General features: G+C 68.5%; 14 protein-coding genes. 9 read left to right on the top strand and 5 right to left on the bottom strand.

All coding sequences use genetic code 11. The features are described from left to right. Nucleotides 1-182: 182 nt before the first annotated feature. Nucleotides 183-977, bottom strand: coding sequence for an SDR family oxidoreductase (locus F5X71_RS02940; protein ID WP_167460552.1), 795 nt, complete (start codon nt 975-977; stop codon nt 183-185). After that, entirely contained in the window at nt 974-2,179 is a 1,206-nt protein-coding gene (locus F5X71_RS02935; RefSeq protein WP_275106791.1) for an acyl-CoA dehydrogenase family protein, read from the bottom strand. The genes F5X71_RS02940 and F5X71_RS02935 overlap by 4 nt, the downstream gene beginning before the upstream one ends. Before the next feature lie 86 nt (nt 2,180-2,265). On the opposite strand from F5X71_RS02935, the gene F5X71_RS02930 reads away from it, so the two are divergent. Genes F5X71_RS02930 through F5X71_RS02910 form a run of 5 tightly spaced genes read left to right on the top strand, consistent with a single transcriptional unit; the run spans nt 2,266 to nt 7,911 of the window. Continuing rightward, nucleotides 2,266-3,819, top strand: coding sequence for a FadD3 family acyl-CoA ligase (locus tag F5X71_RS02930; RefSeq protein ID WP_167460550.1), 1,554 nt, complete (start codon nt 2,266-2,268; stop codon nt 3,817-3,819). Next, nucleotides 3,819-4,697, top strand: a complete 879-nt coding sequence (locus F5X71_RS02925; RefSeq protein ID WP_167460549.1) for an enoyl-CoA hydratase — start codon at nt 3,819-3,821, stop codon at nt 4,695-4,697. Before F5X71_RS02930 ends, F5X71_RS02925 begins: the two co-directional genes overlap by 1 nt. Then, nucleotides 4,698-5,840, top strand: coding sequence for an acyl-CoA dehydrogenase family protein (locus F5X71_RS02920; protein WP_167460548.1), 1,143 nt, complete (start codon nt 4,698-4,700; stop codon nt 5,838-5,840). Next, a complete protein-coding gene (locus F5X71_RS02915; protein ID WP_167460547.1) occupies nt 5,837-6,859 on the top strand; it encodes an acyl-CoA dehydrogenase family protein in 1,023 nt (340 codons plus the stop codon). The genes F5X71_RS02920 and F5X71_RS02915 overlap by 4 nt, the downstream gene beginning before the upstream one ends. Then, on the top strand, nt 6,856-7,911 hold the full coding sequence (locus tag F5X71_RS02910) for an acyl-CoA dehydrogenase family protein (RefSeq protein ID WP_167460546.1): 1,056 nt from the start codon (nt 6,856-6,858) through the stop codon (nt 7,909-7,911). Before F5X71_RS02915 ends, F5X71_RS02910 begins: the two co-directional genes overlap by 4 nt. Before the next feature lie 3 nt (nt 7,912-7,914). Here F5X71_RS02910 and F5X71_RS02905 read toward each other — a convergent pair whose 3' ends face one another. Then, nucleotides 7,915-8,160, bottom strand: coding sequence for a hypothetical protein (locus tag F5X71_RS02905; RefSeq protein WP_167460545.1), 246 nt, complete (start codon nt 8,158-8,160; stop codon nt 7,915-7,917). 326 nt (nt 8,161-8,486) lie between these two features. Here F5X71_RS02905 and F5X71_RS02900 point away from each other — a divergent pair, with 326 nt between their 5' ends. From F5X71_RS02900 to F5X71_RS02885, 4 genes are all read left to right on the top strand, one after another. Continuing rightward, nucleotides 8,487-8,960 (top strand): MarR family winged helix-turn-helix transcriptional regulator, encoded by a 474-nt coding sequence (locus F5X71_RS02900; RefSeq protein ID WP_167460544.1) that lies wholly within the window; start codon nt 8,487-8,489, stop codon nt 8,958-8,960. Beyond that, on the top strand, nt 8,957-10,204 hold the full coding sequence (locus tag F5X71_RS02895; RefSeq protein ID WP_167460543.1) for an MFS transporter: 1,248 nt from the start codon (nt 8,957-8,959) through the stop codon (nt 10,202-10,204). Before F5X71_RS02900 ends, F5X71_RS02895 begins: the two co-directional genes overlap by 4 nt. A 97-nt stretch (nt 10,205-10,301) precedes the next feature. Continuing rightward, complete coding sequence (locus F5X71_RS02890; protein WP_167460542.1) at nt 10,302-11,054, top strand: DUF427 domain-containing protein; 753 nt, start codon at nt 10,302-10,304, stop codon at nt 11,052-11,054. 67 nt (nt 11,055-11,121) lie between these two features. Next, complete coding sequence (locus tag F5X71_RS02885; RefSeq protein WP_167460541.1) at nt 11,122-11,532, top strand: cupin domain-containing protein; 411 nt, start codon at nt 11,122-11,124, stop codon at nt 11,530-11,532. A gap of 68 nt (nt 11,533-11,600) precedes the next feature. On the opposite strand, the gene F5X71_RS02880 is transcribed toward F5X71_RS02885, so the two are convergent. Continuing rightward, nucleotides 11,601-11,930 carry a hypothetical protein gene (locus F5X71_RS02880; protein ID WP_167460540.1) on the bottom strand — a complete coding sequence of 110 codons (330 nt, stop codon included), beginning with the start codon at nt 11,928-11,930 and terminating at the stop codon, nt 11,601-11,603. Beyond that, a complete protein-coding gene (locus F5X71_RS02875; protein ID WP_167460539.1) occupies nt 11,930-13,144 on the bottom strand; it encodes a Rieske 2Fe-2S domain-containing protein in 1,215 nt (404 codons plus the stop codon). The genes F5X71_RS02880 and F5X71_RS02875 overlap by 1 nt, the downstream gene beginning before the upstream one ends. Nucleotides 13,145-13,217 lie beyond the last annotated feature (73 nt).

Raw genomic sequence — 13,217 nt, 5'->3', positions numbered from 1 at the left:
GCGTCGCCTTTTCTAGCTGATCAGCTGCCCATTTGCCCGAGGTGCGCCGTTGCGGGCCCGCGGCGCCGCGTGCGCGGGTTCGACAGCCCGTCCAGTCCGTCCCGATCGGGCCGCCGCGACGCTCGGGCCACCGGTCGGCTACCAGCCCCGCACCAGCGCGAGGACCGCAAACCCGAACCCGCTCAAGCCCGTTGGCTGCTGACCGACACCACCTCGCCGGTCAGGTAGGTGGTGTAGTCGCTGGCGAGCATGGCGATGGTGGCGGCGACCTCCCACGGCTCGGCGGCCCGGCCGAACGCCTCGCGCTCGGACAGCTGGTCCAGCAGTTCGGTCGAGCTGACCTTGTCCAGGAAGGCGTGCCTGGCGATGCTCGGCGCCACCGCGTTGATCCGGACCCCGAGCTCGGCGGCCTCGACGGCGCTGCACCGGGTCAATGCCATCACGCCCGCCTTCGCCGCGGCATAGTGCGCCTGGCCGCGCTGCGCCCGCCAACCGAGCACGCTCGCGTTGTTGACGATCACGCCCCCGTGCCCGGCGGCACGGAAGTAGCCGAGCGCGGCGCGCGTGCAGCGGAACGTGCCGTTGAGGGTGATGTCGAGGACCCGATCCCACTGCTCGTCGGTCATGTCGACGACCGGCGTCTCGCCGCCGAGACCGGCGTTGTTGACCATGATGTCGATCCGGCCGATGGCCTCGACCGCCCCGCGCACCAATGCGTTCACCTGTTCGGTGCTCTGCACGTCACAGGCGATCGAGGCGACCTTGCGATCCGGGAACTCGCCCGCGAGCTCGGCCGCCGTCTCGGCCAGCCGTCGCTCGTGCCAATCCGAGACGACCACGTCGGCGCCCTCGGCGAGCAGTCTGCGCGCGGTGGCCGACCCGATACCGGTGCCCGCCGCCGCGGTGACGACGGCGGCGCGTCCGGCGAGCAGGCCGTGCCCGGGGATCGGCGACGGCGGCACGGACAACTCGCTCATCCTCGTGCCTCACGCGGTAGGCCGAGCACCCGCTCGGCGATGATGTTGCGCTGCACTTCGTTCGAACCTCCGTAGATGGTGTCGGCGCGGGTGAACAGATACAGCCGCTGCCATTCGTTCAGATCGTCCGCGTCGGCGACCAGACCCGCGGGGCCGAGCACGGCCATCGCCAGTTCGCCGAGTCCGCGATGCCAGTTGGCCCACAACAGTTTCGCGACCGAGGCCTGTCCGCCGTCGGTGACACCCTCGCCCTGCATGGTGCGAATGGCGTGCGCGCGCAGCACCCGCAGACCGACCCAGGCCCGGTCGATCCGTTCGGCGATCAACGGATCGTCGGCGGCGCCGGTGCGCCGGGCCAACGCCTCGACGTCGGCGAGCTCCCTGGCGAAGCGGATCTGCTGGCCCAGGGTGGAGATACCGCGCTCGAAGGTCAGCGTGCCCATGGCGATCCGCCAGCCCTCGCCCGGTTCGCCGACGACCAGATCCGCCGCGGTACGGGCGTCGTCGAAGAAGACCTCGTTGAACTCCGAGGTACCGGTCAACTGGATGATCGGACGCACATCGATGCCCGGCTGCCGCATCGGAACAAGCAGGTAGGACAGGCCGTGATGACGGGTGGAGCCGGGTTCGGTCCTGGCGATCACGAAGCACCAGTCGGCGACGTGGGCCAGTGACGTCCAGATCTTCTGTCCGTTGATCGACCACTCGTCGCCGTCGCGGCGGGCCGAGGTGGTGATCGCGGCCAGGTCCGAGCCCGCTCCCGGTTCCGAGTACCCCTGACACCACAGCTCGGACACCGTGCGGATGCCGGGCAGGAAGCGCGCACGCTGCGCCTGGGTGCCGAAGGCGAGCACGGTCGGGCCGAGCAGCTCCTCGCCGACGTGCGAAACCCGCGCCGGCGCATTCGCTTTCGCGTATTCCTCGTGGAAGATCACCTGCTGGCGCACGCTGGCGGCCCGGCCGCCGTATTCCGTCGGCCAGCCCAGGCAGGTCCAGCCCGCGGCGGCCAGATGCCGGTCCCAGGCGAGGCGCTCGTCGAACGCCTCGTGCTCGCGGCCCGGCCCGCCGAGACCCCGCAGCTCACGGAATTCACCCTGCAGGTTGTCCGCGAGCCATTCACGCACGTCGGCGGCGAATCGCTGGTCTGCGGTCGCGGAAAACCGCCCGCCCGAACCGGCGGTGTCGGATTCTGAGGTCTGGATCGCACCCACGCCGGTAGGATAACCTACCAAGCACTTGCTTTGTAGGGTGCGCACATAAGAGCCCTGCACGAACGGTAAGGACAACCGTGACAACCCCTGCACAGACGACACCGCAGGCGCTGCGGCAGGCCGCGCGCACATTCGGCGCCGCACCCGCGCTCGCCGACGGCGCGGTCCGGCTGGACTGGACACAACTGCACGCCGCGGTCCAGGACGTGGCACGGGCGCTCATCGCGCGCGGTGTGCGATCCGGCGACCGGGTCGCGATGTGGGCGCCGAACACCTATCACTGGGTGGTCGCCGCGCTCGGCGCGCACTACGCGGGCGCGGCGCTGGTGCCGTTGAACACCCGCTACGTCGCCGAGGAGGCCGCCGACGTGCTGGCCCGGGTGCACGCGCGGGCGCTGTTCATCGCCGGAACCTTCCTCGGCCGCGACCGCCTCGCCGAACTACGTTCCACCGCACCGGATCTCGACATCGAGACGGTGGTGGTCATCCCGGTCGAGCCGGGTACGACGACGGACGATCCCACCGCGCTCGACTGGTCGGATCTGGTCGGGATCGCGGAGCGGGTCACCCGCGCAACGGCCGAGGAACGCGCCTCGGCGGTCCGGCCCGACGACATCTCCGACATCCTGTTCACCTCCGGCACCACCGGACGCAGCAAGGGCACGCTCGTGGCGCACCGGCAGGCCCTCGCGGTGGTCCGGGCCTGGGCCGAATGCACGACCCTGCGCAGTGACGACCGGTATCTCGTGGTGAATCCGTTCTTCCACAACTTCGGCTACAAGGCGGGCATCCTGGCTTGCCTGGTCACCGGGGCCGCGATCGTGCCGCAGGTGGTCTTCGATGTGCCGATCACCTTGCGGTTGGTCAGCGAGGAGCGGATCACCGTGCTCCCCGGCCCGCCGACGATCTATCAGACCATCCTCGACCATCCCGAGCGCGGCGACTTCGACCTGTCCTCACTGCGGATCGCGGTCACCGGCGCGGCGACCGTGCCGGTGGTGCTCATCGAGCGCATGCGCGACGAACTCGACTTCGACATCGTGCTCACCGCCTACGGACTGTCCGAGGCCGCCGGCTTCGGCACCATGTGCCGCACCGACGACGACGCGGCCACCATCGCGGGCACCTGCGGCAGGCCGATCGCCGGTTTCGAGCTGCGGCTCGCCGACAACGGCGAGGTGCTGCTGCGCGGGCCGAACGTGATGCTCGGCTACCTCGACGATCCCGAAAACACCGCGGCCACCATCGATTCCGACGGCTGGCTGCACACCGGTGACATCGGTACCGTCGACGAGCGCGGCTATCTGAAGATCACCGACCGGCTCAAGGACATGTACATCAGCGGCGGATTCAATGTGTATCCGGCGGAGGTCGAGCAGGCGCTCGCGCGCTTGGCGGGCGTGGCCGAGTCCGCGGTCGTCGGGGTGCCGGACACCCGAATGGGCGAGGTGGGCAAGGCGTACGTGGTCCGCAAGGCGGGCGCGACACTCACCGCCGATCAGGTGCTCACCCATGCCCGCACCGTGCTGGCCAATTTCAAGGTGCCGCGGTTCGTCGAATTCCGCGACCAGCTGCCCTACAGCGCCGCCGGGAAAGTGCTCAAGCGTCAACTACGTGAGGAGATTTCGTGATGTCGGAACCGGCCGTCCCAGACGAGGGGGAAGTCGTCACCTACGAGGTGCGTGGTCGCGTAGCGATCGTGACGCTGAACCGGCCCGACTACCGCAACGCACAGAACTCGGTGATGACCTACGCCATCGACGCCGCCTTCGAGCGTGCCGTCGAGGACCCGGAGGTCGGAGTGATCGTGTTGGCGGGCAACGGAAAACACTTCAGCGCCGGACACGACATCGGCACACCGGGCCGCGACCACCACGTGCACTACCCGAACAAGGCCGCGCTGTGGTGGGACCACGTCGACAAGGTCGGCGGCGACCAGCGTTTCGCGCGCGAGCTCGAGGTCTATCTCGGGATGTGCAGGCGCTGGCGCGAAATCCCCAAGCCGACCATCGCGATGGTGCAGGGCGCGTGCATCGCCGGCGGGCTGATGCTGGCCTGGGTCTGCGATCTGATCGTCGCCGCCGACGACGCGTTCTTCTCCGATCCCGTGGTGCGGATGGGCATTCCTGGCGTCGAGTACTTCGCCCACCCCTGGGTGATGGGACCGCGCGCGGCGAAGGAGTTCCTGTTCACCGGCGACCGCTTCGGCGCGGCGCAGGCCAAGGAATGGGGCATGGTGAACCGGGTCGTGCCGCGTGCCGAGCTGGCGGCCGAGACGTTCGCGTTGGCCGAAAAGATCGCCGCCATGCCGCGATTCGGCCTCGCACTCACCAAGAAGGCGGTCAATCAGGCCGAGGACCTGATGGGGATGCGGGCGGGCATGGACTCGGTGTTCGGCCTGCACCACTTCGCGCACGCGCACAACGCCGAGGTCGGCGCCGATTCGCTCGGCGGCATGAACGCCAAGTCGATGAAGGCCACCGCGACCGGCGAGAACGGGGCGACATAGGTGGACCTCGACATCGACACGGCGACACAGGAATTCCAGACCGAGGTCCGCGACTTCCTGGCCGCACACAAACCCGCGCAGCCGCTGCCCTCGATGGACACCAAGACGGGCTTCGAGGCGCACCGGGCGTGGGAACGCACCCTCGCCGAGGCCAGGCTCTCCGTGGTCGCGTGGCCGAGGGAGTACGGCGGCCGCGACGCGTCGCTGCTGGAGTGGGTGCTGTTCGAGCAGGAGTACTACGCGGCGGGCGCACCGGGCCGGGTCAGCCAGAACGGCATCTTCCTGCTGGCGCCAACGCTTTTCGAGCACGGCACCACCGAACAGCTGGACCGGATCATGCCGCGGATGGCGCGCGGTGACGACATCTGGGCGCAGGCCTGGTCCGAGCCGGAGGCGGGCAGCGACCTCGCGGGCATCCGCTCGACCGCGCGCCGCACCAGCGGCGGCTGGCTGCTCAGCGGCCAGAAGACCTGGAGTTCCCGTGCGTCCTACGCGGATTGGGCCTTCGGCCTGTTCCGCAGCGACCCGGAGGCCGAGCGGCACAAGGGACTCACCTACGTCATGTTCCCGCTGACCGCCGACGGGGTTTCGGTCCGTCCGATCCCCCAGCTGGACGGCGAACCCGGCTTCGCCGAGATCTTCCTCGACGAGGTGTTCGTGCCCGACCGGGACGTGATCGGCGCGCCCGGTGAAGGCTGGCGGGTCGCGATGAGCACCTCCAGCAACGAGCGCGGGCTGTCGCTGCGCAGCCCGGGACGCTTCAGCGCCACCGCGCAACGGCTGATCGACCTCTGGCTCGACCACGGCGACCAGGCCAACACCGCGCAGCGCGATGCCGTGGTGGACGCCTGGATCGGCAGCGAGGCATACCGCCTGCACACCTTCGGCACGGTGACCCGGCTCAACGAGGGCGGCAAGCTGGGCGCGGAATCCTCGATCACCAAGGTGTTCTGGTCCGAGCTCGATATCGCCATGCACGAGACCGGACTCGACGTGCTCGGCGCCGCCGCCGAACGTCATGGACCGTGGACCGACGGCTATCTGTTCTCGCTCTCGGGCCCGATCTACGCGGGCACCAACGAGATTCAGCGCAACATCATCGCCGAGCGGCTGCTCGGACTACCGAGAGGAAGCAGCCGATGAGATTCGCGCTCAGTCCCGAGCAACTCGACTTCGGCAGCAGCGTACGCAAGCTGCTCGACACCGGACGCACACCTGCGGCGGTCCGCAGCTGGGCGGCCGGTGACCCGCGCCCGGGGCAGGCGCTCATCCGGCAGCTGGCCGGGGCCGGCGTGCTCGGCCTGGCCATCGAGGACGCGCACGGCGGCGTCGGGGCCGAGCCGATCGATCTGGTCGTGGCGTTCATCGAACTCGGCCGCGCCGCCGCGCCGGGCCCGCTGATCGAAACGGCGGCGGCCATACCCGCGCTTCTGCAGGCACTTCCGGACCGGGCACCGGCTGAGCGCTGGCTACCCGGCTGCGCCGAAGGCAGCGCGCTGGGCACGATCGCGTTCGCCGGGCAGCGGCAGAGCAGCGTCGCGCTGGACGCCGACACCGCCGATTTGGTCCTGATCGCCGACGACGCACGGCTGTCCACCGCGCACCGCACCGGCGCCATCCGCTCGATCGATCCGGCTCGCAGGCTGTTCACCGTCGCCGCCGACGAACCGGTCGCCGAGGGCGATGCCGTGCGCGCGGCCGTAGCCACCGCGTTCGACACCGGCGCGCTGGCCTGCGCGGCCCAGTTGCTCGGCGCAGGCCGGTCCCTGCTCGACGCCACCACCGGATATGCCAAGCAGCGCAAGCAATTCGGCAAACCGATCGGCGAATTCCAAGCCGTCAAACAGAAACTCGCCGACGTGCTGATCGGGCTCGACCTGGCCGAGCCGCTGCTCTACCGCGCCGCGCTCACCATGGCGGCGCCCACCCGGGGCCGCGACGTCTCCGCGGCCGTGATCGCCTGCGGTGACGCGGCCTATCAGGCGGCCAGGGCGGCCCTGCAGGTGCACGGCGCGATCGGCTACACCGCCGAATACGACCTTTCACTGTGGCTCACCAGGGTCACCGCGCTGCGCTCCGCATGGGGCACAACGGATCTGCACCGCGGCCGGATCGCAGGCGCGCTGCGCGCCGAACGGACGGCCCAGCGAGGGACGGCATGACGAACACCGAACTACAGGAATTCACCGCTTCGGTGCGCGCGTTGCTCACCAAACACGCCGGGTCCGCGGCCGTGCGCGCGGCCATGGGTACCGAACTCGGTTACGACCCGGCGCTGTGGCGGCTGCTGTGCGAGCAGATCGGGGTCGCTGCACTGGCCATTCCGGAGGAGTACGGCGGGTTCGGCGCGAGCCTGGTCGAATCCCTGCTGGTGGTGGGCGAACTCGGGCGCACGCTGGCCGGGGTGCCGATGCTCGGTTCCGCCGTGCTCGGCGCGCAGGCCGTGCTGCTGTCCGAGGACACCGAGGCGGCCGCGCGGCTGCTGCCGGAGGTGGCGGCGGGCACGCGGACTCTGGCGCTCTGCTGGGCCGGCGAAAACGGCTGGGACGAACCGGGAGTCCGCGAGTCCGGCGGAAAGCTCACCGGCACAGCGCATTACGTTCTCGACGGGATTGCCGCCGACACTCTGGTCGTGGTCACCGACCAAGGGCTCTTCGAGGTACCGGCCGACACCGCGGGCGTTTCCCGACCGACGGTGCCGACCATGGACCCGACCCGCAAGCTGAGCAGCATCACCTTCACCGATGTGGCGGCCCGCCGCCTCGACACCGGCGATCCTGTCGCGCTCCGTACGCGATTGCGCGAAATCGCTTGGGCCGCAGTCGCGGCCGAGCAGGTCGGCGCCGCCGAACGCTGCCTGGAGCTGACCGTCGACTACACCAAGTCCCGGGTCCAGTTCGGCCGCGCCATCGGCAGCTTCCAGGCGCTCAAACACCGGATGGCCGATATGTACGTGCTCCTGGAATCCGCCAAGTCCGCCGCGCTGGCCGCCACCCTCGCGGTCACCGAGCAGGCGCCCGGCGCCGCCGAAGACGTCTGGGTCGCCCGCCTGCACTGCTGCGATGCCCTCAGCACCATCGTCGCCGAAACCGTGCAACTACACGGCGGCATCGCCATCACCTGGGAACACGACGCCCACCTCTTCTTCAAACGCGCCCACGGCGACGCCCACCTCTTCGGCACCCCCCGCCGCCCCCTCCCCCAACCCGCCTAACCCCTACCCCCAATACTCCCCCCGCTTCTTCCGCTCCTCGACCTCAGCCCAATACTGCTGATCGCCCTCGGTGCCGAGGGCGTCATCACCGAACCTGTCCCGCAGATGAATGCGGTCCTCTTCAGGCACCGCATCGCGCTTCTGGTTGAAGGCGGCAAACCGCTCTTTCAACCGAGCAATCTCGTCCGGCGGCAGCGGCTCCGCCTCATCGGGACCATAGAAGATCTTGCCGTAGATCTCTTCAGGCATAGCTCAGTCTCCTGCGCCGCTATCGCGCACGGTGTGCCGGACCAGTTGTGCTGAACGGCCGCGATTCGCTCGTCGATCTCACGCAGCGACTCGACGACGAACTCGTCGAGGCCCGCCAGCTTTGCCGTCACCGCTTCGATGTGCGCCGGGTCGGCTCGGAGCCGGTACGTCATACGGTAGGGCTCCTCCCGGGGGACATCATGAAAGCTACCGTTGGGAAGCACCCGACGCCTAGCTCCGTCGATTGCAGTGACGGTGACCTGCAATTTTTCCCGCGTGATCGGGTTAACGAGACTTATATAGTTAGCTTATGTAATAATATCCTGGTGCAGCATGCTCAGGAACCCACAGCGGATGACATCGTCGTCGATCTACTCGTTACCGCGGGCAGGCTCACCCGGCTGGCCGGGGTGATCAGCGGCGACGACCTGCCGCGAGCCGTACTGCGCGCGCTCGCCGTGCTCGATGAGCACGGTGCGGTGCGGGTGAGCGAGTTCGCCAGGATCGATCGATGTTCGCAACCGGCGGCAACGACGCTGATCGGGCGCCTGGTCGCGGACGGATTCGCGACCAGGCGCAGAGACCCGGACGATTCCAGGGCCGTCGTCGTCGAGCTCACCCCGGCCGGACGCACTCGGCTCACCCAGGCGCGTCAGGCCTTCGCGACCGCACTCACCACCCGGCTCGAAGGCTTCGACACCGCGCGGCTCGCGCGGCTGGACACCGATCTCAACGAACTGTTGGAGGCCCTGAAAACGGCTACGCGACAGCATCATCCGATCTCGAGGGAACATCGATGAGTACTTTGGCAGTAGACCGCGCCACGAACGCGGACCCCACCGAGCAGACCCGGCAGCCGAAAGCCGTTTGGGCCGTTGCCTTCGCGAGCGTCATCGCGTTCATGGGCATCGGGCTGGTCGACCCCATCCTGAAGCCGATCGGCGAGCAGTTACACGCCTCGCCCGCGCAGGTGTCGCTGCTGTTCACCAGCTACATGCTGGTGACGGGCGTGGCCATGCTGATCACCGGCGTGGTGTCGAGCCGGTTCGGCGCGAAGAAGACACTGCTGGCCGGCCTGGCCATCATCATCGTGTTCGCGGCCCTGGCCGGGATGTCCAGCACCGTCACCCAGATCGTCGGCTTCCGCGCCGGCTGGGGGCTCGGCAACGCCCTGTTCATCGCCACCGCGCTGGCCACCATCGTCGGCGCGGCCAGCGGTGGCGTCGCCCGCGCGATCATCCTCTACGAGGCCGCGCTGGGCATCGGTATCGCCACCGGACCGCTGCTCGGCGGCGTGCTCGGTGGAATCAGCTGGCGTGGACCGTTTTTCGGTGTCTCGGTGCTGATGGCCGTGGCGCTGATCAGCATCGTGACGCTGCTGCCCGATGGACCGAAGCCGACCCACCACACCTCGATCGCCGCGCCGTTCCGCGCGCTGCGGCACCGCGGGCTGCTGACCGTCAGCCTCACCGCGCTGCTCTACAACTTCGGCTTCTTCACCTTGCTCGCCTACACCCCGTTCCCGCTGGACATGGGCACCTACGCGATCGGCTTCATCTTCTGCGGCTGGGGCGTGCTGCTCGCGCTGGCTTCGGTCTTCCTGGCGCCACGGCTGCAGCACCGGTTCGGTTCGCTGCCGATGATGGGTCTGTCGCTCGGACTGTTCGCCGCCGATCTCGCGGTGATGGCGGCCTTCGCCGAGCACAAGCCGGTGCTGATCGCCGGGACCGTGCTGGCGGGTGTGTTCCTCGGCGTGAACAACACCCTGATCACCGAGGCCGTGATGATCTCCGCGCCGGTCGAGCGGTCGACCGCCTCGGCGGCCTACAGCTTCGTGCGCTTCGCAGGCGGCGCGGCCGCGCCCTACCTGGCAGGCAAGCTCGGCGAGCACAGCGTGGCGCTGCCGTTCTGGGTCGGCGCGGCCTGTACCGCCGCCGCGGTGCTCGTCCTGCTCACCGGTCGCGCGGCGCTCGCCCACATCGACGAGCACGATCCCGCACCACACAGCATCGCCGAAGCCGAGGCGATCACGGTCGGCGACTGAGGTTTCACGCTCGCCCGGCCGCTCGGGTCCAGCGGGCCGGACGGCCGGTGTGTCGACGACCTTGCCCGGCATCGCTGCGCGCGTACCCTCGGGTGGTATGGGCGATACGCAGCGCGGCCGGGTGAGAATCGAGACGAGCCAGAAGCGGGTGCGGGCGTTCCTCGGCGGACACGTGGTCGCCGACACGGCGCATCCGGTGCTGGTCTGGGAGAGCCCGCATTATCCGACGTACTACCTGCCGGTCGCCGATCTGCGCGCGAAGCTCGAGCCGACCGGCAAGACCCACCACTCCCCCAGCCGCGGCGAAGCGACGGAGTACGACGTGGTGGTCGACGGCACCACGGCTCAGGCGGCCGCCCTGCGCTACCACGATTCCCCGCTGCCCGAGCTGAACGAGCTGGTGCGGCTGGAATGGAACGCGATGGACGAGTGGTTCGAGGAGGACGAGCCGATCTACGTCCATCCGCGCAACCCGTACACCCGGGTCGACATTCTCGGCAGTTCCCGGCATGTGCGCGTGGTGATCGACGGGGTCACCGTCGCCGAGTCGCATTCGCCGCATATTCTCTTCGAAACCGGCTTGCCCGCACGGTATTACCTCCCGATGACCGACGTCAGGATGGACCTGCTGCACCCCTCGGACACGCACACCAGCTGTCCGTACAAGGGCACCGCCGACTACTGGAGCGTCCGCATCGGCGAGCGCGAATACCAGGACTACGTCTGGGGTTACCGCACTCCGCTGCCCGAGAGTCAGAAGGTCGCGGGCCTGCTCTGCTTCTACAACGAGAAGGTCGACATCTACCTCGACGGCGAACTCCAACAACGCCCGCGCAGTCCGTTCAGCTGAGCCGACGGCCGGGTGCGCGACACACTTCGAACCCACACCGGCCGCCGCGATCAGGCATAGTCGAGTGGTGACCGAAACCCGACCCGAACTGGCTGCCACACTCGACCTCGCGCCGCACCCCGAAGGCGGCTGGTTCCGCGAAACATGGCGCAGTGCGGTGGAATTCACACCGGACGGCTATCCGGGCAGCCGGGCCAGCGCGACCGCGATCCACTTCCTGCTGCTCCCCGGAGAGCGGTCCGCCCCGCATACCGTGCGCTCGGACGAGCTGTGGTTGTGGCACCGCGGCGGTCCGCTAGCGCTGAGCATCGGCGGCGAGGAGATCATCCTCGGACCGGAGGTGGAGCGCGGACAGGTGCTGCAGGCCGTCGTACCCGGTGGGGTCACCCAGGCCGCGCGCCCCGCGAGCGACGAATACGTCCTGGTCAGCTGCATCGTTTCGCCCGGCTTCGACTTCGCCGACTTCCGAATGGACTGACCCAGCGGTGAAATGCGCTGCGGTGTAGCAGGTTCCGGCGTACGGACTAGGTACGGACCCGCGATGGCCTAGTCCGGCACCTCGAGCACACCCTCGTCGACGGCCCACTTGATGGTCTTCTCCAGCTGGGCACAGGTGTCGGGACGACCGGGTCGCGCCCCGTTCTTGGACAGCTCGGCGAAAACCGGGCAGTGCGTCTGCGGTGGTTCGGTCCACTGGACCGAGGTCTGGTGCGCGCTGCTCTTGCGCACCAGCACCTGACTCTGGCAGGCCTGACACCGCAGCGGTGTCAGGCCCTGCTCCAGATAGCGCTGCTTGTCGACCACCGTCTGGGCGCGCACTTCGGCCTGCCGAGCGGGCTGATCGGCGAAGTCGGGTGCTTTCGCCCAGCGGGCCATCAGACCCCGGCCTCCGCCTGCGTGCCCGCGGCCTCGTCGGCCTCGCGCTTGCGTCGCAGGTTCTCCGCGACCTCGGCCTCCCACGCCTCGTTCGCCTTGGTGGTATCCACCTCGAACTCGAAGCGCTGGGTCATCTTCTCGGTGACGTCGGCCGCGTCCACATAGAACTGGTCGTACCAGCGACGCAGCTGGTACACCGGGCCGTCTTCCTCGCACAGCAGCGGGTTGTCGACCTTGGACTTGTGCTTCCAGATCTCCACGTCCTGCAGGAAGCCGACGCTGATGCCCTCGGTCATCTTCGCGGCCAGTCGGTCGGCCATCTCGCCCTCGACGCCCTGCGGCTTCTGCAGCGTGATGCCCCACTGCAGGACGAACGAATCCTGGGTGACCGGGTAGTGGCAGTTGATCAGGACGCTCTTGACCTCGTACCCGCTGTAGATGTTGACCAGCGGATTGATCATGTAGGACGGCCCGAAGTACGAGGCCTCGGACTTGAGCAGGGTGTCGCCGCCGTACTTGGACGCCATCCCGATGTCCGGCCTGCCCTTGGTCTCCAGGAACTGCGTGGCGATATGCCCCTCGAAGACGTTCTTGAAGTAGGTCGGGAAGGCGAAGTGGATGTAGAAGAAGTGCGCCATGTCGACCACGTTGTCGATGATCTCGCGGCAGTTGGCGCCCTCGATCAGCATCGAGTTCCAGGTCCAGTCGGTCCACCCGCTGTCGAGCTGCTCGGTCGGGTTGCCGTCCGCGTCGGTGTAGGGGCCCTCGATGTGCGGGATCGTCACCTCCGGCGGCGGCTGATTGCCCTCGACGTCGTGCCAGACGAACAGCTGGCCGTTGCGTTCCAGCGTGGTCCATTTGCGGGTCCGCGCCAGCGGCGGCACCCGCCGGCCGTACGGGATCGCGGTGCACTTGCCGTTCGTGCCGGACCAGCGCCAGTCGTGGAACGGGCAGGCGATGTCGTCACCCTTGACCTCGCCCATGCTCAAGTCGCCACCCATGTGCCTGCAGTAGGCATCGAGCACGCGCAGTTCATCGTTGCTGTCGGCCCAGATCACCAGCTTGGTACCGAAAACGTTGACCGCGTGCGGCTTTCCGTCGCGGTACGTCTTGGCCAGGCCGAGGCAATGCCAACCCCGCGCATACCGGGACGGTGCGGTGCCGACGTCTAGCTCCCGGACCTTCGCACCGCCCCCCTGTGGGGTAACTGCCATCGCGATTCCTCCTCCTTCTGTACTAGAACACGTTACAAAAATGTCGCGTTCCATGCCAGCGATTCGGGTCACT

Origin of the sequence: Nocardia brasiliensis, from assembly GCF_011801125.1 — a bacterium.
In the GTDB taxonomy this organism is placed as follows: Bacteria; Actinomycetota; Actinomycetes; order Mycobacteriales; family Mycobacteriaceae; genus Nocardia; species Nocardia brasiliensis_C.
Note: the sequence above shows the minus strand (reverse complement) of the source record. Positions and strands in the feature narration are given on the sequence as shown.